Below are 21,929 nucleotides of genomic sequence, written 5' to 3'. Positions count from 1 at the left end.
TCCGGTCAAACGATTTGCTCGCGCCATGGCTGGGCCTCCCGGATGATTGCATTGAGGATTGTGATGAGCTTGCGGGCGACGGCGATGATGGCAACGAGCTTGGGTTTGCCCTGAGCGACGAGGCGATCCCGAAACCCCTTGAGCAGGGGATTGTGCCGCGCGGCGACGAGGGCCCCCATGTAGAGGGCAGTTCGGACGGCGGCACGGCCGCCGCCGATGAAGCTCTTGCCACGCCATTTGCCGGATTGCCGCGTCCACGGCGCCAAGCCGACCAGAGCGGCGATTTGCCGGCGGTCGAGGGTGCCGAGTTCCGGCAGTTCGGCGATCAGGGTGCGAGCGATCTGGTCGCCGACGCCGGGAACGGATTTGAGGAGCTCGACTTTTTCCAGCCAGCTGGGCGACCGGCGGATGCTGTCGTCGATGTCCAGGTCGATGTCGGCGAGTTCCTTCTCGAGTGCTTTCAGCAGCCGCCTGATGCTCCTGGCCGTCCGGGAAGAGGCCCGTTTGAGCCTTTGGTTCTCCGCACCGATCATCGCAATGATCTGCCGTCTGCGAGCGACGAGATCGGCCAGCGCCTCGGTCTCGGCGTCAGGCAGCGGGCGCACTTCAGGCTTGGTGGCTTCGGCGAAACGAGCGATCACCGCAGCGTCGATCGGATCGGTCTTGGCCCGTTTCCCAAGGGCTTGGGCGAAGGCACGCACGCGCGCCGGATTGACCACGACGACCGGAAGGCCGGCGGCGGCCAGGGCTGCCGCGACGACGGTCTCGAAGCCGCCAGTGGCCTCGATCGCGATCCGCTCGGCGCCGAGCGGCTTCAATCGCTCGACCAGATCCGACAGCCCGCCATGATCGCGCGGAACATGGAAAGCGGCCATCGAAGGCGAGGTGGTGGCGACGTCCAACCGATCCTTCGAGACGTCGATGCCGATGTTGAGAGCGTCCATCCGATCCCATCCTTGCGCAAGCGGGCTTCGCTTCGAGCGGCCCAAGCGACTGTTCGGGTTCGATGGAACGGCGGACGAGGACCCTGGCTCACACACGGGCTTGGTGTCCCTGAGGGGCGTCGGTCTCTCGTCCGCCACCGCAACCGGTATCATACCGGATTCGGCACATGCTAAGTTACAAGGGGATAAGGCGCCGCATTCGCCACGCAAAAAAGAGCCGGAGGCGCCTCGCCCCCGGCTCTTTCCGTTTTGGCCGACGCCTTCGGCGCGGCTTACTTCTCGCGGAAGTTGTCGTGACAGTTCTTGCAGGTCTCGGCGACGGCCTGCACGGCCTCGCCGATGGCGCCCTTGTCGCCGCTTTCGACCGCCGCGACAAGCGTGTCGGTGCGCTCCTGCATCATCTTGATGCCGCCCGAGAACTTGTCCCAGTTGTTCCAGACATCGGCGGTGGCGGTGGTCTTCACGCCCGAATCGGCGGTGTTCTCCTCAAAGGGCAGCAGCGCCAGGTCGGCCGTATCGGCCAGCATCTGCGCGCTGGGCAGCAACTGGTCGGAGTACGGCACTTCGCCCTTAAGGATCATCACCACGTTGTTGGTGTGCCCGCCGATGGCCTTCATGACCTGCTGGCGGTACTTCACCGCATTCTCGGCGTCCATGGCGTTGGCGGCCATCGGGGCGACGGCGGCGGCAGCCAGCGCGGTGGCGGCGGCAATGGCGCGAAGCTTCATGAAACGTGCTCCTTCCTTGTGTGCCCGAAGGGGATCGGGATGATCGATCGACGGGAAGAACTCTGCGGCAAATGTCCCAGAGCGCGCGGAGGATCAAGACACGTTTTGGGGACGCGGTCGGTGACTCCGTCACACAAACCCGTGGGCGCCGTCCCTGCGCCGGGCAAACCCGCCGTCCGGGGTAGGCCATGCACCCCCCTGGCGCGGGCGTGCGTTGGCTCCCATAGATAAAGAAAGGGACGGTCGCATGGGCCGCCCCTTTTTTCGCCGCCGGGCCCCGGTCTGGGCCTTGGTCCTGCGGCAGAAGCACAACAAGAACAGACGCGAGGTCACCGCCATGGGCCGACTGACATCTCTTTGCCTCTTCTGTGGCTCCAACGTGGGCGACAACCCCGCCTTCGCCGAGGCGGCCGACGAACTGGGCGCCGCCATGGCGCAGTCCGACGTGCAGCTTGTCTACGGCGGCGGGCACGTCGGCATCATGGGCGTGGCGGCCGAGGCCGTCATGCGGGAGGGCGGCCGCGTGGTCGGCTTCATTCCCGAGCACCTGACCCGGCTGGAGGCGGCCTATCAGGGCGCGACCGAGCTGCACGTGGTGGAAAACATGCACGTGCGCAAGTTCGCCATGTTCGAGCGCGCCGACGCCTTCGTGGTGTTCCCCGGCGGTTTCGGCACCATGGACGAGACGTTCGAGATCCTGACCTGGCGGCAGTTGGGCATTCACAACAAGCCCATCATCATCGCCAACATCGAGGGCTACTGGGATCCGTTCCTGGACCTGGTGGACAGCATGATCGCCCGGCGCTTCGCCAAGCCCGTCAACCGCGACCTGTTCACTGTGGTGGACGACTGGACGCGGATTCTCCCCACCATCGAGCAGGAACTGGGCCGGGCCGGCGTCGGCACGGTTGCGGCGGACGCGGCCGAGCGCCTGTAAAACCGCAAGATTCCCGCCTACCCCCATCCCGCCCGAACGGGCGGGTCTTGCTCTCGGCGGCGGTGCCGTCTATGGTGCCGCCGTCCGCGGCGATTCGCTTCCGGTAGTGGTCCAACCATGCACATGGGGCGCACCCCATCGGACACCCGAGTTCGTCACCCATCGGGAGAACCGCTTAGATGAGCAAGATCAAGGTCAAAAATCCGATTGTCGAGCTGGACGGCGACGAGATGACCCGGATCATCTGGTCCTTCATCAAGGACAAGCTGATCCTGCCGTACCTCGATGTCGACCTGAAGTACTACGACCTCTCGGTCGAGAACCGGGACGCGACGGACGACCAGGTGACCATCGACTCCGCCAACGCCATCAAGCAGTACGGCGTCGGCGTGAAGTGCGCGACCATCACCCCCGATGAGCAGCGCGTGGAAGAGTTCAGCCTCAAGAAGATGTGGAAGTCGCCCAACGGCACCATCCGCAACATCCTGGGCGGCACCGTCTTCCGCGAGCCGATCATCTGCAAGAACGTCCCGCGCTACGTCCCGGGCTGGACGCAGCCGATCGTCATCGGCCGTCACGCCTTCGGCGACCAGTACCGCGCCACCGACTTCAAGGTTCCGGGCCCCGGCACCCTGACGGTGAAGTTCGTGCCCGAGGACGGCGGCGAGCCGATCGAGCACGAAGTCTACAAGTTCCCCTCGGCCGGCGTCGCCATGTCCATGTACAACCTGGACGAGTCCATCAAGGGCTTCGCGCGCGCCTGCATGAACTACGGCCTGGACCGTGGCTGGCCGGTCTACCTGTCCACCAAGAACACGATCATGAAGGCCTATGACGGGCGCTTCAAGGACCTGTTCGAGGAGGTCTTCCAGACCGAGTTCGCCGACAAGTTCAAGGCCGCCGGCATCACCTACGAACACCGTCTGATCGACGACATGGTCGCCTGCGCCATGAAGTGGAGCGGCGGCTTCGTCTGGGCCTGCAAGAACTACGACGGCGACGTGCAGTCCGACACGGTGGCGCAGGGCTTCGGCTCGCTGGGCCTGATGACGTCGGTGCTGATGACGCCGGACGGAAAGACCGTCGAGGCCGAGGCCGCGCACGGCACGGTGACCCGTCACTTCCGCCTGCACCAGCAGGGCAAGGAGACGTCCACCAACCCGATCGCGTCCATCTTCGCCTGGACCCGCGGCCTGAAGTTCCGCGGCAAGTTCGACGACACCCCCGAGGTGGTCGAGTTCGCCGAGAAGCTGGAGCAGGTCTGCGTCGAGGCCGTCGAGGCCGGCAACATGACCAAGGACCTGGCCATCCTGATCGGCCCGGACCAGCCGTGGCAGACCACCAACCAGTTCCTGGAGACCCTGGACGCGCGCCTGCGCGAAAAGATGGGCATGTAAGCCCGTCCGTCCATCCAGGACAAAAGCGGTTCCGACCGACGGATCGGCCCGCCGGAGCAAGTCTCCGGCGGGCCGTTTCCGTTTCGGTGCCGCGAGGACGGCTGGCGGCGCGAGTGGATGCCAGCTTTCGCTGGCATGCCGGGTAACCGACTTCCTGATTCTCCGTCGACCCTTCCCGTCACCTCAGCGAAGGCTGGGGTTCCACCTCCGGCGTCTGCCGTCCTGGTGCTCGCGTCGAAGGTCAGAACTCGATATCCATGTCCTCCATGCCGCCCAGGTCCTCCTCCAGGCCGGCCATATCCTCTTCCCCCGCGGCGGGGTCCTCGGCGCCGGCCGTGTCAGGCATCATCGCCGCGCCCAGCAGGTTGCCGAGCATCACGCCGCCGGCCACGGCCATCAGCGTGGAGCCGGCGCCGCCCATGAAGCCGCCGTGTCCAGGCTGCGCCGCGCGGGCCAGGATGGGCGAGCTTTCCGTCGCCGGGCGCGGAGCCGGCACCGTGCCGCGGCCGCCGCTCGCGCCGCCGCCGAACAGCCCGCCGAGAAATCCCCCGCCCGCACCGGCGGGGCGGCGGCGCAACTCGTCTTCAAGCTGGGCGATGCGATCCTCGGCCACGCGCAGGCTTTCCTCCAGCATGACCAGCCCCTGCGCCATGTAGTAGGGCGCGTGCGGCTGCTCGGCCACATGGGCGGCGATTGCGGCTTCGGCGTCGGCGTCGCGCGGGCCGCCCTGCTCTTGGGCCTGCCGCACCTTGTCGAACACGCCGTCGATGAGGGCGCGATCCTGGGCATCCATCTGATGATCCTCCGGTTGGATGATGCTTGGGTGCGCGTGAAGTGGACGCGCTTCGGACGGCTTCAAGCGCTGTTTCCGTGACATCTTCAACATCCCCTTCCGCCCTGCGCGGAATCGGGGTATTGGATACATGCCGTGTTCCACTCCCCCCGCGGCGGTTCCTTCAACCAGCTTCGACAGAAGAGGGAGTGTTCATCCATGTCCACGGTCATGATCAAGGTCGCCGGCGAAGGTCTGGTGGCCAAGGCCCACCGGCTGGCCGATCCCGGCCCCACCAGCGGCTCCAGCATCGTCTACGAAGTCACCGATGTGCCCGAAGGCCTGTCGGCCGACGACGTCGTGGCCCGTTTCAAGGGTTTCGCGGCCCCTCAGGACCGTTACGAGATCGCCTTCTCGGAGCTGCCGGCATAACGGCTCGGGCGCCTTCAGGGGGCCTTGTGCCCCCTGGGGCCTTGACGCGGCCCGGAACAGGCCCGATCCCTATGCCATGACCGACGCAGCCCTCGACCCCGCCGCCCGTGCCTTCCTCGACCGCATCGCCTCCGGCAACCGTCCGCCCACCAGCGCCCTGCCGGTGGACGAGGCCCGCCGCCAGTTCGCGCAGCTTCAGAAGCGCGCCGGCAGCGCACCGCCCGACGGCGTCACGGCCGAGGACATGACCGTGCCCGGCGGCGACGGGCCTCGTCGGGCACGCCTCTACCGCCCTGAAGCGGCGACAGGCGACCGGCCGTTGCTGCTGTGGCTGCACGGCGGCGGCTGGATGCTCGGCGACCTGGACACGCATGATGTGCCCTGCCGCTGGATCGCCAAGGGGTATGGCGGCCCGGTCCTGTCGCTGGCCTACCGCCGTGCGCCGGAAGACCCGTTTCCCGCTGCCCTGCACGATGCCGAGGCCGCCTATGCCTGGGCGGTTCAGACCCAGGGCGCGGCGGCGGTCGGCGGCGACAGCGCCGGCGGCAACCTGACGGCGGCGCTGTGCCTGCTGTTGCGCGACCACAAGCGCCCGCCGCCGGTGCATCAGGCGCTGGTCTATCCCAGCCTGGACGCGACGCTCGCCGGCGACAGCCATCGCGCCCACGCCGAGGGACGGTTCCTGGAAGAGGCCGACGTGCTGTTCTTCCTGGAGCAGTATGCGACCGGCCACGGCGTATCGGTCCTGGACCCGCTGCTGTCGCCGTTGCAGGCCGACACCCTGGCGGGCCTGCCGCCAGCGACGGTGGTGATCGCCGGGCATGATCCGCTGGCCGACGATGGTCGCCGATGGGTCGCGCGCCTGACGGCCGAGGGCGTGCCGGCGCGGCTGGTGGAGCACCCGGGGCTTATCCACGGCTTCCTGCACATGACCGGGCTCATTCCGGCGGCGGATGCGGCCTTGCGCGCGCTCGGCGAGGAGATCGGGCGGGACGTGGGGCGGTAGGACCGGCGCTCTCAGCCCGGCGTTCCGGTCCGCACCTCGGCCAGTTCAATGATGAACCCGCCAAAGCCCGTCGTCGGCACCACCACCCGCAGCGGCACCGCCACGGGCAGGCCCAGGGCCGCCGGCGGGGCCAGGGTGACCGACGCCGTCGCCTCTTTCCGGCTGTCCCACTTGCGCGAGGCGCCGCCCAGGCGCTCGTAGCGCAGGTCGGCGCGCAGCGCCGGGCCGGTGAAGCCGCGGACGCTCACCGATGCCGGTTCGGGATCGTCCAGGGCGAGGGTGTAGAGGCGGCGTCCGTCAAAGATCTTCACCGGCCCGGCCTCGCCGTCGCCATCCGCCACCAGTTGCAGCGCGCCGGACAGCGGGTCGACGCTGCCCACCGTCTCGGCCGGGTCCACGGGCTCGCGCTCGTCGGCTTCGGGCGGCGGCTCCACCAGCGCCTCCGGCATCGGCGCCGTTTCGTCGTAGGCGAGCCGCACCTGCCGCGTCTCGCCGCGCCAGACATTGGCGACCTCGTGCAGGCGCGGGCGCACGGTGGCGCCGGCCAGGGCGCCGTCGGTGGCGGCGCTGGAACGGAAATCCGTGAAGACGCTCAGCATGCCGCTGGCGGCGACGTCGGCGGAAATGCGGTAGGGCCCTTCGGCGACCGAGGGCGGCAGGGCGACGGACACCTCAGCCCGCCCGATGTCGAAGCCGCCCAGGCGCAAGTCGTAGGTCAGCACGGCCTGGTTCGGCAGAGCGGCGCGGGCCTCCTGCTCGCGCGGGGCCAGCAGCAGGCCCGCCGGCAGGGCGAGCGCAAGGAACACGGCGGCGGCAAGCGGTCGGCGAAGGGCCATGGCGACACTCTCCCGGCGGATGACGCGACAGTCCGTCCTTACAGATAATATCGCCGAACGCTTCGCCAAGGTGCGGCGGCCGCATCAGGCGGCGCGGTGGTCCTTCAGGAGATCAAGGTAGGGCGCCACGGCCAGCAGTTCGGTCGCCAGCGTCGCCATCAGCCGGTCGGCGGTGACCGGCGTCTCCAGCGGCACGCGGCGGCCAAGGATGATGCGGCGGTCGCGGCGGATGCGCGCCACCGGGCCCAGGTGCTCGCGCGCGGCGTCAACGATGGCGCGCAGGTTCGCGTTGGTCTCCGGCGTCTCGGCGGCGTAGGGCAGCGGGCCGAAGTCCGCCGCATAGCGCAGCCGGGCGCCCTGGCCGTCCTGGCGGTAGCGGGCGACGAAATCCACCCCGCGCCACCGGAAGCGGAAGCGCTGCACGGTGCGGTCGTGGGCGGCGGCCAACGTGCCGTCGCGGCGGACCCGCACGCCGCGCAGGCGCATGGGCAGTCCGTCCTGTTCGATCCTGAGTTCTGCCATGGTATCCGGGCGATCTAGAAGGTAGGGTTATTGGCCGAGAGTTTAGCACTTTCGTTCGCGCCGCTGCCACGGCCTTGAAAAATCGCGTTCCGCCGATTGGCGCGACCACCCGCTGCGGGTAATGTCTCGCAACGGGCCGCGCCGCGGCTCCGTTGTCTTGTCCTGATGGAGGCAATTCCCCCGTGACCACCGAGTTCAATGTTTCCTGGCGGCGCTACCTGCTGCCTCCCCTGGATCGTGAAGGCCCGAAGTTCGTGGCGATCTTCGCCATCGCCGCGCTTCTGCTGTTCTGGGCGTGGGAGCCGCTCGGCTGGGTTGGCGTCGTCCTCACGGTGTGGTGCTTCTACTTCTTTCGGGACCCCGATCGCTACACGCCCATGCGCAAGGGGCTGGTCATCACGCCGGCCAGCGGCGTGGTCAGCCTCATCAAGAAGGTTCCGCCGCCCAGGCAACTGGAGATGGGCGAGGAGGAGCGCTGGCGGGTTTCGGTGTTCATGAGCGTCTTTGACTGCCACGTGAACCGCATGCCCGTGGGCGGCACCATCCGCAAGGTGGTCTACATTGCCGGCAAGTTCGTCAACGCCAGCCTGGACAAGGCCAGCGAGGACAACGAGCGCAACATGGTCTTCGTCACCACCGACGACGGCAAGGACCTGGCCTTCGTGCAGATCGCCGGCCTGGTGGCGCGGCGCATCCGCTGCGACATCAAGGAAGGCCAGACCACCCGCACCGGCGAGCGCATGGGCATGATCCGCTTCGGCAGCCGGCTCGACATCTACCTGCCGCCGGGGGTGGAACCCATGGTGGCGCTCGGCCAGACCTGCGTGTCCGGCGAGACGGTCATCGCCGATATCGAGGCCGATGAGTTGAAACGCGACGCGGAGGCCCGCTGACCCCATGATTTCCAAGCCCCGCCGCCCGCGCCTGCGGGCGCTGCCCATCAACAAGATGATCCCCAACATGGTCACCCTGCTGGCGCTCGCCGCGGGACTGACAGGCATCCGCTACGGCCTGCGCGGCGAGTTCGAGCGCGCCGTGGCGGCCATCCTGCTGGCGGGGCTGCTGGACGGCATGGACGGCCGCATCGCCCGCATGCTGCGCGGCGCCACCAAGTTCGGCGCGGAACTGGACAGCCTGTCGGACTTCCTGTCGTTCGGTGTGGCGCCGGCGGTGCTTCTGTACCTGTGGACCATGAACGACGCCGGCGGCGCGGGCTGGGCCCTGGTACTGTTCTTCGCCACCTGCGGCGCGCTGCGCCTGGCGCGGTTCAACACCATGCTGGGCGATCCCGACCCGCCGCCGTGGTCGCGCAACTACTTCGTGGGCGTGCCGGCCCCGGCGGCGGCCGGGCTGGCGCTGCTGCCCATGATGCTCAGCTTCCAGTTCGGGGCGGATTTCTTCAGCCAGCCGTGGGTGGTGGCCATCTTCATGGTCGGCGTCGGGCTGCTGATGGTCAGCCAGATTCCCACCTATTCCTTCAAGCGCGTGCGGGTGCCGCGCGCCATGGCGCTGCCGCTGATGATCGTGGTGGGGCTGCTGGCGGCTTTTCTGGTGACCAATCCCTGGTCGACCCTGTCGGTGCTGGGGCTGGTCTATCTGGCGACGCTGCCGCTGGCCTGGCGCAGCTATCGCCGCCTGAAGGCCAAGACCCGGCAGGAGGACCTGGAGCGCCTGGAGGCCATGGAGGACGGCGGTGCCGACGATCCCTTCGCCGCTCCCGAGGGCGAGGATGACGCCGCGTCCGGCGACACCGACCGCGAGCAGCCCAACCGCCGGAGCTGACTGAACGGGTGCGCCGGGACCTCCGGCCCTCGGCGCCCCGCCCCTCACGCGGTGCTCAGTTCAGTTCCTTTCCGGCCATCTCGGCACGGAGTTTCTGGCGCAGGAGGTCGATGGCGACCATCTGGTCGCCGGTCTTGAAGTGCCAGAAGGTCCAGCCATTGCAGGACGGCGCGCCCTGGATCGCCGCGCCCACCTTGTGGATGGAGCCCTTGTGCTCGGCCGAGACGATGGTGCCGTCGGCCTTCACCTTCGCCACCGCCTTGCCGCGCGGGTCGTAGAGCACGTCGCCCGGCTTCAGCATGCCGCGCTCGACCAGGTTGCCGAAGGGCACGCGGGGCTCGCTGCGCTTGGACGGCGTGACCAGCAGGCTGGTGTCGCTGATTTCTTCCACCGAATTGATGCGGGTGCGGGCGGCCTCGATGTAGTCCTGCTCGCGCTCGATGCCGATCCACTTGCGGCCCAGCTTCTTGGCCGCCGCGCCCGTGGTGCCCGTGCCGAAGAAGGGGTCCAGCACCACGTCGCCGGGGTTGGTGGACGCCATGATGACGCGGTACAGCAGGCTTTCCGGCTTCTGGGTCGGGTGGACCTTGGAGCCTTCGGCGTTCTTCAGGCGCTCGGCGCCCGTGCACAGCGGCAGGGTCCAGTCGCTGCGCATCTGAAGGCCCTCGTTGAGTTCCTTCATGCTTTCGTAGTTGAAGGTGTACTTGCTGCTTTCCGACTTGGCGACCCAGATCAGCGTCTCGTGCGCATTGGTGAAGCGCCGGCCGCGGAAGTTGGGCATGGGGTTGGTCTTGCGCCACACCACGTCGTTGAGCATCCAGTAGCCCATGTCCTGCAGCGAGGCACCGACGCGGAAGATGTTGTGGTAGCTGCCGATGACCCACAGCGTGCCGTCGTCCTTCAGCACGCGGCGCGCGGCGGCCAGCCAGCGGCGGGTGAAGTCGTCGTATTCGGCGAAGCTGGCGAACTTGTCCCAGGCATCGTCCACGCCGTCGACCCGCGTGTTGTTGGGGCGGTGCAGGTCGCCGCCCAGCTGCAGGTTGTAGGGCGGGTCGGCGAACACCATGTCCACCGACTTTTCGGGAAGGCTTTCCATGATGGCGATGCAATCGCCCTGGAAGATGCGGTTGGTCTTGAGAGTCTTCATGGGATAAGTCGCCACTGCGTCGGGTCGTCCGTCTTGCTGGAACAGACGATTATCCACAGGCGACTCGGCGTCAAGAATCCGCTTGACTCAGTGGCTTGGCGGATTCGGTGAAAGTGGGGTCTCAAAAGCGACTCGGCAGGAGTCCTGCCACATGATCTTGTGAGTCGCCTGGGGGCGCGACTCCATGATCTAGCGCCTGTGTCCCATCGGCCACAGGCTTTGTAAAAGTGTCACGCGCACAGCTCGCGCACCGGTGCGAAGGACCGGCGGTGGTGCATGCAGACCCCGTGTTCGAGCATGGCGGCCCGGTGTTCGGCGGTGCCGTAGCCGGCGTTGCGTTCCCAGCCGTAGTGGGGAAAGTCCGCCGCCAGCGCCGCCATGATGCGGTCGCGCGTCACCTTGGCGACGATGGAGGCCGCGGCGATGGACAGGCTGAGTCCGTCGCCGCCGACCACGGTCCGCACCGCGCACTCCAGGGACAGGCTGGGCGGCTGGTTGCCGTCGACCAGGGCGACGTCCACCGCGCGCCCGAGCGCGCCGCAGGCGCGGTCCATGGCCATGTGAGTGGCGCGCAGGATGTTGTGGGTGTCGATCTCCGCCACGTCCGCCTGGCCGATGCCGATGGCGGCGGCGCCGCAGGTTTCCAGCACCGCCAGCAGCTCTTCCCGCTTGTTCGCGGTCAGCTTCTTGCTGTCGTTGAGGCCCTCGACCAGGGCCTCGGGCACGCAGGCGCGGTCCAGGATGACGGCGGCGGCGACCACCGGCCCGGCCAGCGGCCCGCGCCCGGCCTCGTCGATGCCGCAGACCACGCCCGTCTCGGCCCATTCCAGCTGGAAGTCAGGCATCGCGGGTGCGGTCCGTGTCGGCGGTTTCGCCGGCGTCGGCGGTCTTGTCCGTGTCGGCCACGGTGGCGGGTTCCTGCTCGAGCGGCGGTTGGTCGGGGGCGGTGTCATACGCCTCCGCCGGCGCCGGCGCAAGGGGTTCCTCGGCGGGCTCGGCCTCCATGGCGGGCATGGGCTCGGCGGCCGGTTCCGGCGGCGGCTCGGCGGGCTCAAGCGGCGGCGGCGGGGCGGGGCGGCCGCGCAGGCGGCTCACGGCGGCGTGGGAGACCCAGCCCACCTTGCGCGCCTCAGGGCCGTAGACGGTGTCCAGCACCGCGCCCAGGGTCTTCATGCGGCGCCGCCGCGCGAGGCCGCCGCCCAGGCGCCGCAGGGTCGCGAGCCACAGCGGGCTGAACATCAGGCTGAGAACGGTGACGGCGACGACGAACTGCGCCTCCTGCGGGTCCAGCAGGCCCAGCGCCGCCCCCTGGCTGGAGAGCAGGAACGAGAATTCCCCGATCTGCGCCAGCGCCACGCCGGCCAGGAAGGCTTCCGGCCATGGCGTGCGCAGAAGCCGCAGGGCGCCCAGGTTCAGCACCGTCTTGAACAGCGTCACCCACAGCAGCACCGCCAGCACCGCGCCCAGGTTGTCCCAGACGTAGTCCAGGTCCAGCAGCAGCCCGACGGACAGGAAGAATACCATCAGCAGCAGGCTCTGGATGGGGTGGGCGGCGTGGATCATGCGGCTGCCGATGGAACTGTTGCCCAGCACCAGCCCAGCCAGGAAGGCGCCGTAGCCCGCCGACAGGCCGAGCAGACCCGAGGCCGCGGCCCCGCCGAAGCACAGGCCGAAGGCCGCCAGCGGCGCCAGGTCGCCGTGGGCGGCGATGGTGCGGGCAAAGGGCAGCTTGACCTCGCGGCGCAAGAGCAGCCAGATCAGCCCGGCCAGGATCAGCACAGCGGCGGCGATGCGGGCGCCGTCCAGGTAGCTGACCTGCTCCGGCGCGCTCAGCATGGACAGCGCCAGCATCATGGGCACCACGGCCATGTCCTGGGCGATGAGGATGCCGATGGTTAGCCGGCCGGCCGGGGTTTCGGACTCGCCGGACTGCTCCAGCAGCTTGATGACGACGGCGGTGGACGACAGGGCCACGGCGAACCCCAGCAGCACCGACATGCCCAGGTCCCAGCCGGCGAAGCGGTACATCAGCAGCATCACGCCGACGCTGCCGCCGACCTGCAACAGGGTGGTGACCAGGGCCTGCTTCCACACGGTCATGAACTTCTTGACCGACAGCTCGAGGCCGATGATGAACAGCAGCATCAGCACGCCCAACTCGGCGAGGAGGGCGACGGACTCCCGGTCCTCCACCAGCCCCAGCGCCGAGGGGCCGAGCAGCACGCCGGCGATGATGTATCCCACGATCGCCGGCTGCTTCAGCAGATGCATCAACAGCCCGCAGGCCATGGCGGCCAGGGCGGTGAGGGCGATGCCCGTGACGTCCACATGGGCGGCATGGGCGGCGGCGCTTGCGGCTTCTGTCTCCATGGGGCGCGAGCGTAGCGCAGGCAAGCGCCGGGTGGAACGCGGATGTGATACCGGACGACACATGAAGCCGTACACCAGTCGTCCCCCAAGGCCGACTGGTGTACCGCGCCCTTTGGCGCGTGAGCCTGCGTGGCGCTTGAACGCAGCGTCGATGATTTCGATCATCGGCGCGTGGGATCCGCCGGGGCGGCATCATCCATTGGCGTCGCAACCGCGTATCCAGGCAAGATGCCCGAAACGCCCGCCGCCGCGCGAACGTTTGACGGGGAGGAAGAAGCCTGACGGAGGGGACGGGCCACCATGACGCTCGACATCGACGCCGCCTGGCGGCTCATCCTGGCGGTTCACGCCGGCCCGGAGGCGAGCCATACCGCAGAGCACGTCACCGTCCATCCGGGCGGCGGCTGGGCCGCCAACCGCGCGCCATCGCCCGAGGTCGCCGCGTTCCTGGATCTCTACCTGCCGCTGGCGGCGGCGCCGGCCTTCGTGCTCGGCCACCTGGGGCAGAGCCTGGACGGCCGCATCGCGTGCTCCGGCGGGCATTCGCACACCATCAACGACGCGCCCAACATCGACCACATGCACCGCCTGCGGGCGCTGGCCGATGCGGTGGTGGTGGGCGCCGGCACGGCGCGGGCCGATGATCCCCGGCTGACCACGCGGCGGGTGCAGGGCGCCTCGCCGACCCGCGTCATCATCGCCGGCCGCGGACCGCTGGACGAGGGGCTCGGCGTGTTCACCGACCATGCCGCGCCGACGCTTCTGGTGCGCACGCCCCAGGGGCCGGCGGCGCCCCCGGGGATCGACGCGGTGACGGTGGCGGCGGACGAAGAGGGACACGCCCGCCCTGCGGCAGTGGTCGCGGCCCTGCGGGAGCGCGGACTGGCGCGGGTGTTCGTGGAGGGAGGCGGGCGACTGGTCTCCGCCTTCCTGGGCGCCGGCGTTCTGGACCGGCTGCAGGTCTGCGTGGCGCCGCTGCTGCTGGGGTCCGGCATTCCCGCCGTCACCCTTCCGCCCGTCGAGCACGTTGACGACGCCCTGCGCCCCGCCGGCCGCTGGCTGCCCATGGGGCGGGACATGCTGTTCGACTGCGTGCTCACGCCCGCCCACCGGGACGCGGCGCGGCATCAGCGCCTGAGCAGGACCAGCGCGCCCGGCGATGCCGACAGCAGGATCACCACCCCGTAAAGCACGCTGATCGCCACGCCCTCCGAGGCCGGCAGCCCGACCACGGCCCACAGGGCGGCGGCGGCGCCCTCGCGCACGCCCCAGCCGCCGACCGTGACGGGTACGGTCATGGACAACAGCACGATGGGCACGGCCGAAATCGCCAGCACCGGGTCCAGGGTGATCCCGATGGCCTTGCCGGCCAGGTAGAAGGTGCCGAGGAAGCTCGCCACCACCGGCAGCGAATACAGTACGTGCATGACGAAGTGGCGCGGCCCGAACAGCACCCGCCGCCCGTCGCGCAGGAACCGGAGGACACGCCCCGGCTTGTCGCCGGTGCGGGAGCCTGCCTCCAGCCGGCGCAGCACCAGCATCGTCGCCCCAACAACCGCTGCCAGGCCAAGCGGTACGAGCGCGAATGCCCACAGCGGCAGGTTGTCGCGGATGGTGCCCGGCAGCGTCAGCACGCCAACAAGCGCCACCAGGACCAGCGTGATCTGGCCCGAGGCGCGCTCGAACAGCACGCCGCGCGCGGCGGCGCCAAGCCCCTCGGTGTGGCGCCCGAGACGGCTGTTCCCGCCATTCCCATTGCCATTCCCATAACCATTCCCGTTGCCGTTGCCGTTGCCGTTGCCATTGCCGCTGGCGCGGCCCCTGTCGCGCCAGGCGCGGACCAGATCGCCGGGAACCCCGCCGGGCAGGGTCTGGTTGAGCAGCACCGCCAGAAAGTATTCCGGCACGGCGCGCTTCAGGCTCAGGTCGCCACCGAACCGGCGCGTCATGTAGCGCCAGCGCAGGGCCGAGAACACATAGTGGGGCATGGCGGCGGCCAGGGCCGCCACCAGCCACTCGGGCCGCACCCCCGCCAGCTTGTCGATGATGGCGCGGGTATCCAGGAAGTAGGCGACTATACCCAGCACCGCCGCGGTGGCGGCCAGGCGCAGGGCGCCCAGAGCGCGTTTCCGGCTCTTGTTCATGGTGTCGTCCGGCCGCGGCTCAGGGATGCGCCAGCAGGTCGCCGTGGCCGACTCGCAGGCGGCTGTGGCCGTCCTCGATGGCCTGCAGGCGGCGGTCGAGCCACTGGCGCACGCGCGGCTGCTTTTCCGACGGCGCCAGTTCGGCCGCGGCGGCGGCGATGCCGCGCGCCATGGTCCGCTGGAAGCCTCGGGCGTCGGGCGCGGCGTCCCAGTCGCTGGGCTCGGTGGTCACGCTGTAGCCGGCGGCGGTGAACAGGTCCGCCATCACCTGCGGCGCGTCCGGACCCATCGCCGGCCCGAAGCCCTTGTCACCGCGCTGGTGGCGGTTGAACAGGGCCAGGATTTCGTCGTCCATGGGGTCCACCGGCGTCCACCGCATCTCGCCGTTGTAGGTCAGGGCGAAGTAGGTCAGCGCGCCGGCCCCCACGACGTGGTCGACCAGGGTCTTCACCCACTCGCGCGAGACCAGGTCCATGAGCGCCGCGCTGGTCACCAGGTCGTGCCCTGAGAAGTTCAGGGAGGACACCGTTTCGGCCAGATCCTGAACCTCCAGCACGATGCGGTAGCGGAACCGCTCGGCTTCGTCGTCCAGGCTCAGGACCGTCTCGTCGGCGTTCTCCCAACGCTGCACCAGGCCCTGATTCTCGGCCCAGGGGCGGATGCGGTGGGCGAGGTCGGACAGAAGCACCGGATCGTTGTCGATGACGTGCCAGGTCTGGCGCGCGTCCAGCGTCGGGGCCAGCGCGCGCAGGTTGGAGCCGGTGCCGCAGCCCAGGTCCACGATGGTCAGCGGCCGCCCGGTCGGCAGGCGCGAGGCCAGGCGCTGGACCAGCGCCACCGGGCGGGCCTCCAGGTCCAGCGGCTCGCGCAGGGACAGCCAGTCGGTGGAGAAGCCCCCCGACGGAGGCTCGGGCGCGGACGACGGCGCGGGCGTGTCGGCGGCGGCGGGGGCGGTCATCGGGAAACCTCCAGGGCGGCGGCGAAGCGGTCGGTGGTGTCGGTCCAGTCGGGCAGGGCGTCGCGGGCGGCCATTGCGCCGTCGCGGAGGCGCCGGCGCAGGGCGGGCTCGTCCATCACGCGGGCGAGCGCCTGTCCCAGCGCCACGGCATCGCCCGGCGGCACCAGCAAGCCGGCGCCTTCGGGTACGGTGGCGGGAATGGCGCCGCCGGTGGTGGAGACGATGGGCAGCCCGCGGGCCAGCGCCTCGGTCAGCACCATGCCGAAGCCTTCGTAGTGGGAGGCCAGCACGAAGACGTCCGCGTCGGCATAAGCCCGGTCCAGGCGGTCCGGCGGCAGGGCGCCGGTCAGCGTCACCCGGTCGTCCAGCCCGCGGGCGGCGATCAGGTCGCGCAGGGCCTGCGCGGTGGCGGGATCGTGTTCGCCCGGCCCGGCGACGGTCAAATGCCAGGGGCGGCCGGCGAGCGGGGCCAGGGCCTCGATGAGCACGTCGTGGCCCTTGCGCGGGATCAGCGAGCCGACGCTGAGCAGCGCCAGATCCTGCGTTTCCTCGCCGGAGCCGGCCGCCACCTCGGCGCGGTCGGTGCCGGGGGCGACGACGGCGCAGGCCTCGGCCGGCACGCCGAAGTCGCGCACCAGGCTGTCGCGCGTCACCGGGCTGGTGACGATCACCCGGCGGGCGGCCTTCAGCGCCACCGTCTCGCTGGTGCGCAGGCGGGCGGCGGCGTCGGACGAGAGGCCGGTCTCCAGCGCCAGCGGATGATGCACCAGGGCCACCAGCCGCAGCCGCCCGGCGTGGGCGGTGGCGGCTTCGGGCATGGCGCCGAACGCCAGACCGTCGACCACCGCCGCCGCGCCGTCCGGCAGGGACGCCAGAAGATCGTCGGCGGCCTTCAGGTCGGCGGCGTCGGGAATGGGGAAGCGGTCGGGAAGCTCGTGCACCTGCACCGCCATGCCGCGCGCGCGCAGACCCTCGACCACGCGCCGGTCATAGATGGTGCCGCCGGTCTGGCGGTCGATGCTGCCAGGCAGGACGAAATGCAGGGTCATTCCGCCTCCGGGCCCGGCGCGGCGCCGTTCAGCAGCCCCTCGAAGGCGGCCCAGGCGACGTGGCTTTCGTGCAGGGTGACCTTCATGCCCGTCAGCCCTTCCGCGTTGGCGCCCAGGGCACCGTCGTGGACGTGGCGGGCGATGCGTTCGAACACCGCACCGGCCAGGAACTCGGTGGTGGTGTTCTGCCCCGCGAAGGACGGCTCGTCGTCCAGATTGCGGAAGTTCAGCTCCGACAGGACATCCTTCAGCAGCGCGTGGGCGGCGCCGATGTCGACCACCACGCCGTCCGGGTCCAGGCGCGGCCGGCGGAATTCCAGGTCCACCGTGTAGGTGGCGCCGTGCAGGGCCTGCGCGGGGCCGAAGGTCTCGCCGGTGAAGCTGTGGGCGATCATGAAATGGTCGCGAACGGTGACGCTGTACATCGGCGTCGCGGTCTCCTGTGGTTGTGCGGTCAGTCGTAGACGATGCGGTGGCAGAGCGCGCCCGAACCGGGCGCGGTGAGGCGCGGCATGGTCTCCGGCAGGTCGGAAAACCGGCTCTCGCCCGAGATCAACGCCTCCAGGGCCGGATCGGTGAGCAACTCCAGCGCCGTCGCCATGCGCTGGGCGTGGGTGCGGCGGGCCCGGCGCGCCGGCGAGACCCCGCCCACCTGGCTGCTGAGCAGGCGCAGGCGGCGGCTGTGGAAGGCTTCCCCCAGCGGCAGGGGCACGGCGGCATCGCCGTACCATGACAGGCAGAGCACCGTCGCCTCGTACCCCGCCAGCCCCAGCGCCGTCGCCAGGGCGTCGGGGGCGCCGGAGGCCTCCACCACCAGGTCGGCGTCGGCGGGCGCCTCGGCCGGTGCGGCGAAGTCCAGGCCGAGCGCCGCCGCCAAGTCGGCGCGGGCCGGCTCGATGTCGCAGAGCGTGACGCGGGTGCCGGGGATGCGGGCGGCGAGCCACGCCGTCAGCGCCCCGACCACGCCCGCGCCCAGCACCGCGATGCGGTCGCCCAGGCGCGGGCCGGCGTCCCACAGGCCGTTGACGGCGGTCTCCATGTTGGCGCCCAGCACCGCGCGGGCCGGCGGCAGTCCGTCGGGCAGGGGCACCAGCATGGCGGCGGGGGCGACGTAGCGGTCCTGGTGCGGATGCAGACAGAAGACGGTCCGGCCGGCCAGTTCCGGCGGTCCCTGGTCCACGCGGCCGACGGAAGCGTATCCATATTTGACGGGAAAGTTAAAATAACCCACCTGAAGCGGCGCGCGCATGGACTGCCACTGGCTTTCCGGCACGCGGCCATGAAAGACCAGGCTTTCCGTCCCGCGGCTGACTCCCGAATACAGGGTCGTCACCAGCGCCTCGTCCGCGCCGGGCGCGGGCAGGGGCTCGCGCCGCAGGTCGCCGCGGCCGGGGGCGACGGTCCAGAAGGCGGTGCTGTGGCTTGCGTCGGTGGGCATCGGGTCCATCAGGATAGAGGAGGAAACGGGAGCATGTCGAGGTTCTACGCGGCGACACCGGCTTTCGGAGCACCGCAATCATGAGCGCGACCGTCCGCGATGTCCTGTGGCACCTGGCGGCGGGATTCGTGCTGCTGGCGGTACTGCTGGCTATGCCGACGGCGGCGCTGGACCTGCCGGTGCGCTTTCCGGTGACTGGCGCGGCGGTCTACCTGGCGGCGGTGCCCCTCATCCTGGCCGTGCTGCCCGACCACCTGCCCGGCGACCGCTTCGGACCCGCCAATGCGGTGACGCTGGTGCGCCTGTCCGCCACCGCCGTGCTGTCGGCGGCCCTGGCCTTGGCGCCGGGGGTGTTGGCGGACGCGCGGCTGGAGTGGTTCCTGGCGGTGCTGGCGATCGGCGCCTTCATCCTGGACGGTGTGGACGGCTGGATTGCCCGGCGCGCCGGCGTCGACAGCGCGTTCGGCGCACGCTTCGACATGGAACTGGACGCCTTCGTCACCCTGGTGCTGGCGGCGCTGGTCTGGCGGCTCGACAAGGCGGGAGCCTGGGTGCTGGCGGCGGGCCTGCTGCGCTATGCCTTCATCGGTGCAAGTGCTTTTTGGCCGAAGCTGAAGACCGAGCTTCCGCCAAGCAACCGCCGCCGGTTCGCCTGCGCACTGATGGTTGGCACGCTGTCGGTGGTCGTCGTGCCCGTCATCCCGCCCGAGGTCGCCTTGCCGGCCGTTGCGGCGGCGCTGGCGCTGCTGGTGTATTCCTTCGCCGCCGACGTCGCGTGGCTGGTGAAGCTTGCGGAAAATGGCCGGTCCTGATGCAGGGCCTTTGCGCAAGCCGGCCTGTGCTCATCTGCTCATCGCGTGGGCGTGCGGGTGTCGCCGTCGCGCTCGCCGGTGTTGGTGCCGGTCCTGCGTTTGGTCATGACCATGTAGACCAGCCAACCCAGCCCCGTAATGGTGAGGAAAAGGACGGTGGCGATGTCGGCCATGGCGATGATGTCGTGGCCCACGTGGCGCTCGGCGATGGGACCGCCGATCATGATGAACAGGCCGCCGATGATGGCCAGTCCGACCCAGATCTTGAAGAGCATGCGACGGGTCCTGCCATCGGACTTCGGGGTGTTGGCAACCATGGAACTTCTCCGTCCGGTTGTGCCGGTGCGGCGGATGGGCCGCTTGCGTGAGTCACGCTACGCGAGCCCTCCTGGTTGCGGATCGGTGCTCCGGGTCAGGTGTTGACCACCTCGCCGCCGTTGGGATGCAGCACCTGCCCGGTCATGAACGCGGCATCACCGGAGGCCAGGAAGATGTAGCTCGGCGCCACCTCGTCGGGTTCGCCGGGCCGGCCCATGGCGGTCTTCTCGCCGAAGTGCTGCAGGTGGTCGGGGTCGAAGCTGGCGGGGATCAGGGGCGTCCACACCGGCCCCGGCGCCACGCCGTTCACCCGGATTCCCTCGTCGGCCAGGTTCTTGGCCAGCGACCGCGTCAGGGCGGTGATGGCGCCCTTGGTCGCCGCGTAGTCGATCAGGTGGCCCGACCCGCGGTAGGCCGTGACGGACGTCGAATTGATGATCGACGGCCGCCGGCCCGCCTTGGCGCTGTCGCGCAGCGCGGGCAGGGCGGCCTTGATGATGTCGAACATGCTGATGACGTTGGTGTGGAACGTGCGCTCCACCTGCTCGTGGGTGATCTCGTCGAAGCTGCCCACCGAATGCTGCTCGCCCGCATTGTTGACCAGGATGTCCAGGCCCCCCAGCGCCGCGATGGCCTCGTCCACCAGGTCGTGGCAGAAGGCTTCGGCGCCGATGTCGCCGGCCTTGAGGTGGCAGGCCCGGCCCGTTTCGCGCACCAGGCGGGCCGTTTCCTCGGCGTCGGCGTGCTCCTCCTTGTAGGCGATGAAGACGTCGGCGCCTTCCTTGGCGAAGCCGATGGCGGTGGCGCGGCCGATGCCGCTGTCGCCGCCGGTGACCAGGGCGCGCAGGCCCTCCAGCTTGGCCGCGCCCTTGTAGCCTGTCATCTCGGCGCGCGGCTTGGGTGTCATTTCGTCGCGGGTGCCGGGCTGGTCCTGCTGCTGCTTGGGGAGCGGCGTTTCTGCCATGGCGGTAGGGTCCCTCGGCTTGAACGGGAAGAGGCTTTCCGGCGCAACGTTGCTGCCGACACTGCCGTTGCGCGGCGGCAACCAGCGGCGGAAAAGGCGCGTTCGGGCTCTACCCGGATACCCTTGGACGTCGCCAACTGATGGAAGCACTCTACGACAAGTTCCAGACCCACCTGACCCTGACCGAGATCGCCGCGCGCCTGGGCATCGCCATCCTTTTCGGCGGACTGGTCGGGCTGAACCGCGAATGGCTGCACAAGCCGGCCGGCCTGCGCACCCACATCCTGGTGGCGCTGGCTTCGGCCACGTTTGCCGTGCTGGCGCGCGAACTGTTCCTGGACGCGGTGGACGAAGGGGGGCGTCCCGACCCCGTGCGCGTGGTGGAGGCCGTGGTGACCGGCGTGGCCTTCCTGGGCGCCGGCACGATCATCCAGCAGAGCGGCAGCGTCGAGGGCATGACCACCGGCGCCTCCATCTGGCTGGCGGGCGCCATCGGCGCGGCATCGGGCTCCGGGCACTACGTTGTGGCCGCCATGTGCACGATCATGGGGCTGGTCGTGCTGATCCTGGTCAATGAACTGGAGCACAGGGTCATCCGTCCCCTGAGCAAGCGCACGCCGGGCGGGCGCCACGCCCTCGAACGGAAACGACGGCGCGAGGAGGCCCACGGCACTGACAGCGCCAAGAGCAACTTCCCGCTCAAGCCCAAGAAATGAGAGCACTGTTGTGGTGGCGTCGAAATGCCACAAAAAATTGAACGGCGCCGAGAACGGGCCGTCTTTGCACGGCGTATGTGCGGTGAAGGGTCCTGTTGCTTCCCTGCTCGGACGCTTCCTCCAGCCCCTGTCATCCCCCCAGGGGCCCCTCCCTGTACCTGAGCCCGGGCGCTTCCTTCGCGGAACGCCCGGGATTTTTCCGTCAGCCCGGCGCCTGGTGATGGTCCGGCCCGTGCCTTTGTCCGTAAACAGTCACGCAACAGACAATTCGGCTCGGCCGTTGGTCAGGCAAAAGAGGGCGCAACAGGCCGGCCAAGGTTCGGCGCCCGGGATTTGACGAAGACGGAGGCACTTCTCATGAATACGCGCGATTATTCCGCACTTCTGACCCGCATCGGCCGCCTTGAGCGCCGCGTCACCAAGCCCGACAGCGACCGGGCGCTGGAGCTTTACACCCTGAAGGCCGCGGCCATCGCTGTTGCCGAGGGCCACGCCAAGCCGGGCGAAATCGACCTGAGCGACCGCCTGTAGCATTGATTTTCGTGCCCGTCGCGGAACGGCCGCCGGACCCACCGGCGGCCGTTTTCGTGTCCGTCCCCCTCCGATGGCTGAGGGCCTCTGCGAAAAGACCGGCCGGCGCTGTGAAATATTTGTGTC

25 protein-coding genes are annotated in these 21,929 nt (G+C 69.6%); 10 read left to right on the top strand and 15 right to left on the bottom strand.

Annotated features, from left to right (window positions below; all coding sequences use genetic code 11):
* Positions 1-5: 5 nt before the first annotated feature.
* Positions 6-944 (bottom strand): IS110 family transposase, encoded by a 939-nt coding sequence (locus LG334_RS18680; protein ID WP_404378827.1) that lies wholly within the window; start codon positions 942-944, stop codon positions 6-8.
* 272 nt (positions 945-1,216) lie between these two features.
* Positions 1,217-1,672, bottom strand: coding sequence for a c-type cytochrome (locus tag LG334_RS18675; protein WP_404380344.1), 456 nt, complete (start codon positions 1,670-1,672; stop codon positions 1,217-1,219).
* 337 nt (positions 1,673-2,009) lie between these two features.
* Between LG334_RS18675 and LG334_RS18670 the strand changes: the two genes are divergently transcribed.
* Both LG334_RS18670 and LG334_RS18665 read left to right on the top strand, forming a co-directional pair.
* Positions 2,010-2,609, top strand: coding sequence for a TIGR00730 family Rossman fold protein (locus LG334_RS18670; protein ID WP_404380342.1), 600 nt, complete (start codon positions 2,010-2,012; stop codon positions 2,607-2,609).
* A gap of 179 nt (positions 2,610-2,788) precedes the next feature.
* Positions 2,789-4,006 (top strand): NADP-dependent isocitrate dehydrogenase, encoded by a 1,218-nt coding sequence (locus tag LG334_RS18665; RefSeq protein ID WP_404380340.1) that lies wholly within the window; start codon positions 2,789-2,791, stop codon positions 4,004-4,006.
* A gap of 241 nt (positions 4,007-4,247) precedes the next feature.
* Here LG334_RS18665 and LG334_RS18660 read toward each other — a convergent pair whose 3' ends face one another.
* Complete coding sequence (locus LG334_RS18660) at positions 4,248-4,799, bottom strand: DUF2076 family protein (protein WP_404380338.1); 552 nt, start codon at positions 4,797-4,799, stop codon at positions 4,248-4,250.
* Positions 4,800-4,997: 198 nt separating this feature from the next.
* Between LG334_RS18660 and LG334_RS18655 the strand changes: the two genes are divergently transcribed.
* Together LG334_RS18655 and LG334_RS18650 are read left to right on the top strand one after the other, a co-directional pair.
* The gene (locus LG334_RS18655; protein WP_404380336.1) at positions 4,998-5,210 is read left to right on the top strand and encodes a hypothetical protein; all 213 of its coding nucleotides are present in this window, start codon (positions 4,998-5,000) and stop codon (positions 5,208-5,210) included.
* A gap of 76 nt (positions 5,211-5,286) precedes the next feature.
* On the top strand, positions 5,287-6,216 hold the full coding sequence (locus LG334_RS18650; protein WP_404380334.1) for an alpha/beta hydrolase: 930 nt from the start codon (positions 5,287-5,289) through the stop codon (positions 6,214-6,216).
* A gap of 11 nt (positions 6,217-6,227) precedes the next feature.
* On the opposite strand, the gene LG334_RS18645 is transcribed toward LG334_RS18650, so the two are convergent.
* Together LG334_RS18645 and LG334_RS18640 are read right to left on the bottom strand one after the other, a co-directional pair.
* Positions 6,228-7,052 carry a DUF3108 domain-containing protein gene (locus LG334_RS18645; protein ID WP_404380332.1) on the bottom strand — a complete coding sequence of 275 codons (825 nt, stop codon included), beginning with the start codon at positions 7,050-7,052 and terminating at the stop codon, positions 6,228-6,230.
* A gap of 84 nt (positions 7,053-7,136) precedes the next feature.
* The gene (locus LG334_RS18640) at positions 7,137-7,574 is read right to left on the bottom strand and encodes a hypothetical protein (protein WP_404380330.1); all 438 of its coding nucleotides are present in this window, start codon (positions 7,572-7,574) and stop codon (positions 7,137-7,139) included.
* 182 nt (positions 7,575-7,756) lie between these two features.
* Here LG334_RS18640 and LG334_RS18635 point away from each other — a divergent pair, with 182 nt between their 5' ends.
* Together LG334_RS18635 and pssA are read left to right on the top strand one after the other, a co-directional pair.
* Positions 7,757-8,467 (top strand): phosphatidylserine decarboxylase, encoded by a 711-nt coding sequence (locus tag LG334_RS18635; protein ID WP_404380328.1) that lies wholly within the window; start codon positions 7,757-7,759, stop codon positions 8,465-8,467.
* Positions 8,468-8,471: 4 nt separating this feature from the next.
* The gene (gene pssA / locus LG334_RS18630) at positions 8,472-9,356 is read left to right on the top strand and encodes a CDP-diacylglycerol--serine O-phosphatidyltransferase (protein ID WP_404380326.1); all 885 of its coding nucleotides are present in this window, start codon (positions 8,472-8,474) and stop codon (positions 9,354-9,356) included.
* Between the two features lie 55 nt (positions 9,357-9,411).
* On the opposite strand, the gene LG334_RS18625 is transcribed toward pssA, so the two are convergent.
* The 3 genes from LG334_RS18625 to LG334_RS18615 all read right to left on the bottom strand — a co-directional run bounded on the left by LG334_RS18625 (position 9,412) and on the right by LG334_RS18615 (position 12,873).
* Positions 9,412-10,503, bottom strand: a complete 1,092-nt coding sequence (locus tag LG334_RS18625; RefSeq protein ID WP_404380324.1) for a site-specific DNA-methyltransferase — start codon at positions 10,501-10,503, stop codon at positions 9,412-9,414.
* A 230-nt stretch (positions 10,504-10,733) separates the two neighbouring features.
* A complete protein-coding gene (locus tag LG334_RS18620; RefSeq protein ID WP_404380322.1) occupies positions 10,734-11,348 on the bottom strand; it encodes a ribonuclease HII in 615 nt (204 codons plus the stop codon).
* A complete protein-coding gene (locus LG334_RS18615; RefSeq protein WP_404380320.1) occupies positions 11,341-12,873 on the bottom strand; it encodes a cation:proton antiporter in 1,533 nt (510 codons plus the stop codon). The genes LG334_RS18620 and LG334_RS18615 overlap by 8 nt, the downstream gene beginning before the upstream one ends.
* A 300-nt stretch (positions 12,874-13,173) precedes the next feature.
* Here LG334_RS18615 and LG334_RS18610 point away from each other — a divergent pair, with 300 nt between their 5' ends.
* On the top strand, positions 13,174-14,061 hold the full coding sequence (locus tag LG334_RS18610; RefSeq protein WP_404380318.1) for a RibD family protein: 888 nt from the start codon (positions 13,174-13,176) through the stop codon (positions 14,059-14,061).
* On the opposite strand, the gene LG334_RS18605 is transcribed toward LG334_RS18610, so the two are convergent.
* Genes LG334_RS18605 through LG334_RS18585 form a run of 5 tightly spaced genes read right to left on the bottom strand, consistent with a single transcriptional unit; the run spans position 14,001 to position 18,462 of the window.
* Complete coding sequence (locus LG334_RS18605; protein ID WP_404380316.1) at positions 14,001-15,017, bottom strand: lysylphosphatidylglycerol synthase transmembrane domain-containing protein; 1,017 nt, start codon at positions 15,015-15,017, stop codon at positions 14,001-14,003. The genes LG334_RS18610 and LG334_RS18605 overlap by 61 nt on opposite strands.
* 19 nt (positions 15,018-15,036) lie before the next feature.
* Entirely contained in the window at positions 15,037-15,975 is a 939-nt protein-coding gene (locus LG334_RS18600) for a class I SAM-dependent methyltransferase (protein WP_404380314.1), read from the bottom strand.
* A complete protein-coding gene (locus LG334_RS18595) occupies positions 15,972-17,024 on the bottom strand; it encodes a glycosyltransferase family 4 protein (protein ID WP_404380312.1) in 1,053 nt (350 codons plus the stop codon). The genes LG334_RS18600 and LG334_RS18595 overlap by 4 nt, the downstream gene beginning before the upstream one ends.
* Complete coding sequence (locus tag LG334_RS18590) at positions 17,021-17,449, bottom strand: 6-pyruvoyl trahydropterin synthase family protein (protein WP_404380310.1); 429 nt, start codon at positions 17,447-17,449, stop codon at positions 17,021-17,023. The genes LG334_RS18595 and LG334_RS18590 overlap by 4 nt, the downstream gene beginning before the upstream one ends.
* Positions 17,450-17,478: 29 nt before the next feature.
* Positions 17,479-18,462: a zinc-binding alcohol dehydrogenase gene (locus LG334_RS18585; protein WP_404380308.1), complete on the bottom strand. Its 984-nt coding sequence runs from the start codon at positions 18,460-18,462 to the stop codon at positions 17,479-17,481.
* Between the two features lie 80 nt (positions 18,463-18,542).
* Here LG334_RS18585 and LG334_RS18580 point away from each other — a divergent pair, with 80 nt between their 5' ends.
* A complete protein-coding gene (locus tag LG334_RS18580; protein WP_404380306.1) occupies positions 18,543-19,274 on the top strand; it encodes a CDP-alcohol phosphatidyltransferase family protein in 732 nt (243 codons plus the stop codon).
* A 38-nt stretch (positions 19,275-19,312) separates the two neighbouring features.
* Here the strand turns inward: LG334_RS18580 and LG334_RS18575 are convergent, their stop codons facing one another.
* A complete protein-coding gene (locus tag LG334_RS18575; protein WP_404380304.1) occupies positions 19,313-19,549 on the bottom strand; it encodes a hypothetical protein in 237 nt (78 codons plus the stop codon).
* Between the two features lie 137 nt (positions 19,550-19,686).
* Positions 19,687-20,556 carry an SDR family oxidoreductase gene (locus LG334_RS18570; protein ID WP_404380302.1) on the bottom strand — a complete coding sequence of 290 codons (870 nt, stop codon included), beginning with the start codon at positions 20,554-20,556 and terminating at the stop codon, positions 19,687-19,689.
* Between the two features lie 140 nt (positions 20,557-20,696).
* Between LG334_RS18570 and LG334_RS18565 the strand changes: the two genes are divergently transcribed.
* Together LG334_RS18565 and LG334_RS18560 are read left to right on the top strand one after the other, a co-directional pair.
* On the top strand, positions 20,697-21,272 hold the full coding sequence (locus tag LG334_RS18565; RefSeq protein WP_404380300.1) for an MgtC/SapB family protein: 576 nt from the start codon (positions 20,697-20,699) through the stop codon (positions 21,270-21,272).
* Between the two features lie 357 nt (positions 21,273-21,629).
* Complete coding sequence (locus LG334_RS18560) at positions 21,630-21,803, top strand: hypothetical protein (protein WP_404380298.1); 174 nt, start codon at positions 21,630-21,632, stop codon at positions 21,801-21,803.
* Positions 21,804-21,929: the final 126 nt, after the last annotated feature.

The sequence above is a fragment of the Caenispirillum salinarum genome, from assembly GCF_044803115.1.
Classification (GTDB): domain Bacteria; phylum Pseudomonadota; class Alphaproteobacteria; order Rhodospirillales; family Rhodospirillaceae; genus Caenispirillum; species Caenispirillum salinarum_A.
The sequence above is the reverse complement of the archived record's forward strand: the minus strand, read 5'-3'. Positions and strand labels throughout refer to the sequence as shown.

Excerpts from the sequence above, each read along its gene's own strand:
- LG334_RS18680 (WP_404378827.1), bottom strand. The coding sequence starts at position 944 with ATGGACGCTCTCAACATCGGCATCGACGTCTCGAAGGATCGGTTGGAC.
- LG334_RS18675 (WP_404380344.1), bottom strand. The coding sequence starts at position 1,672 with ATGAAGCTTCGCGCCATTGCCGCCGCCACCGCGCTGGCTGCCGCCGCC.
- LG334_RS18670 (WP_404380342.1), top strand. The coding sequence starts at position 2,010 with ATGGGCCGACTGACATCTCTTTGCCTCTTCTGTGGCTCCAACGTGGGC.
- LG334_RS18665 (WP_404380340.1), top strand. The coding sequence starts at position 2,789 with ATGAGCAAGATCAAGGTCAAAAATCCGATTGTCGAGCTGGACGGCGAC.
- LG334_RS18660 (WP_404380338.1), bottom strand. The coding sequence starts at position 4,799 with ATGGATGCCCAGGATCGCGCCCTCATCGACGGCGTGTTCGACAAGGTG.
- LG334_RS18655 (WP_404380336.1), top strand. The coding sequence starts at position 4,998 with ATGTCCACGGTCATGATCAAGGTCGCCGGCGAAGGTCTGGTGGCCAAG.
- LG334_RS18650 (WP_404380334.1), top strand. The coding sequence starts at position 5,287 with ATGACCGACGCAGCCCTCGACCCCGCCGCCCGTGCCTTCCTCGACCGC.
- LG334_RS18645 (WP_404380332.1), bottom strand. The coding sequence starts at position 7,052 with ATGGCCCTTCGCCGACCGCTTGCCGCCGCCGTGTTCCTTGCGCTCGCC.
- LG334_RS18640 (WP_404380330.1), bottom strand. The coding sequence starts at position 7,574 with ATGGCAGAACTCAGGATCGAACAGGACGGACTGCCCATGCGCCTGCGC.
- pssA (WP_404380326.1), top strand. The coding sequence starts at position 8,472 with ATGATTTCCAAGCCCCGCCGCCCGCGCCTGCGGGCGCTGCCCATCAAC.
- LG334_RS18625 (WP_404380324.1), bottom strand. The coding sequence starts at position 10,503 with ATGAAGACTCTCAAGACCAACCGCATCTTCCAGGGCGATTGCATCGCC.
- LG334_RS18620 (WP_404380322.1), bottom strand. The coding sequence starts at position 11,348 with ATGCCTGACTTCCAGCTGGAATGGGCCGAGACGGGCGTGGTCTGCGGC.
- LG334_RS18615 (WP_404380320.1), bottom strand. The coding sequence starts at position 12,873 with ATGGAGACAGAAGCCGCAAGCGCCGCCGCCCATGCCGCCCATGTGGAC.
- LG334_RS18610 (WP_404380318.1), top strand. The coding sequence starts at position 13,174 with ATGACGCTCGACATCGACGCCGCCTGGCGGCTCATCCTGGCGGTTCAC.
- LG334_RS18605 (WP_404380316.1), bottom strand. The coding sequence starts at position 15,017 with ATGAACAAGAGCCGGAAACGCGCTCTGGGCGCCCTGCGCCTGGCCGCC.
- LG334_RS18600 (WP_404380314.1), bottom strand. The coding sequence starts at position 15,975 with ATGACCGCCCCCGCCGCCGCCGACACGCCCGCGCCGTCGTCCGCGCCC.
- LG334_RS18595 (WP_404380312.1), bottom strand. The coding sequence starts at position 17,024 with ATGACCCTGCATTTCGTCCTGCCTGGCAGCATCGACCGCCAGACCGGC.
- LG334_RS18590 (WP_404380310.1), bottom strand. The coding sequence starts at position 17,449 with ATGTACAGCGTCACCGTTCGCGACCATTTCATGATCGCCCACAGCTTC.
- LG334_RS18585 (WP_404380308.1), bottom strand. The coding sequence starts at position 18,462 with ATGCCCACCGACGCAAGCCACAGCACCGCCTTCTGGACCGTCGCCCCC.
- LG334_RS18580 (WP_404380306.1), top strand. The coding sequence starts at position 18,543 with ATGAGCGCGACCGTCCGCGATGTCCTGTGGCACCTGGCGGCGGGATTC.
- LG334_RS18575 (WP_404380304.1), bottom strand. The coding sequence starts at position 19,549 with ATGCTCTTCAAGATCTGGGTCGGACTGGCCATCATCGGCGGCCTGTTC.
- LG334_RS18570 (WP_404380302.1), bottom strand. The coding sequence starts at position 20,556 with ATGGCAGAAACGCCGCTCCCCAAGCAGCAGCAGGACCAGCCCGGCACC.
- LG334_RS18565 (WP_404380300.1), top strand. The coding sequence starts at position 20,697 with ATGGAAGCACTCTACGACAAGTTCCAGACCCACCTGACCCTGACCGAG.
- LG334_RS18560 (WP_404380298.1), top strand. The coding sequence starts at position 21,630 with ATGAATACGCGCGATTATTCCGCACTTCTGACCCGCATCGGCCGCCTT.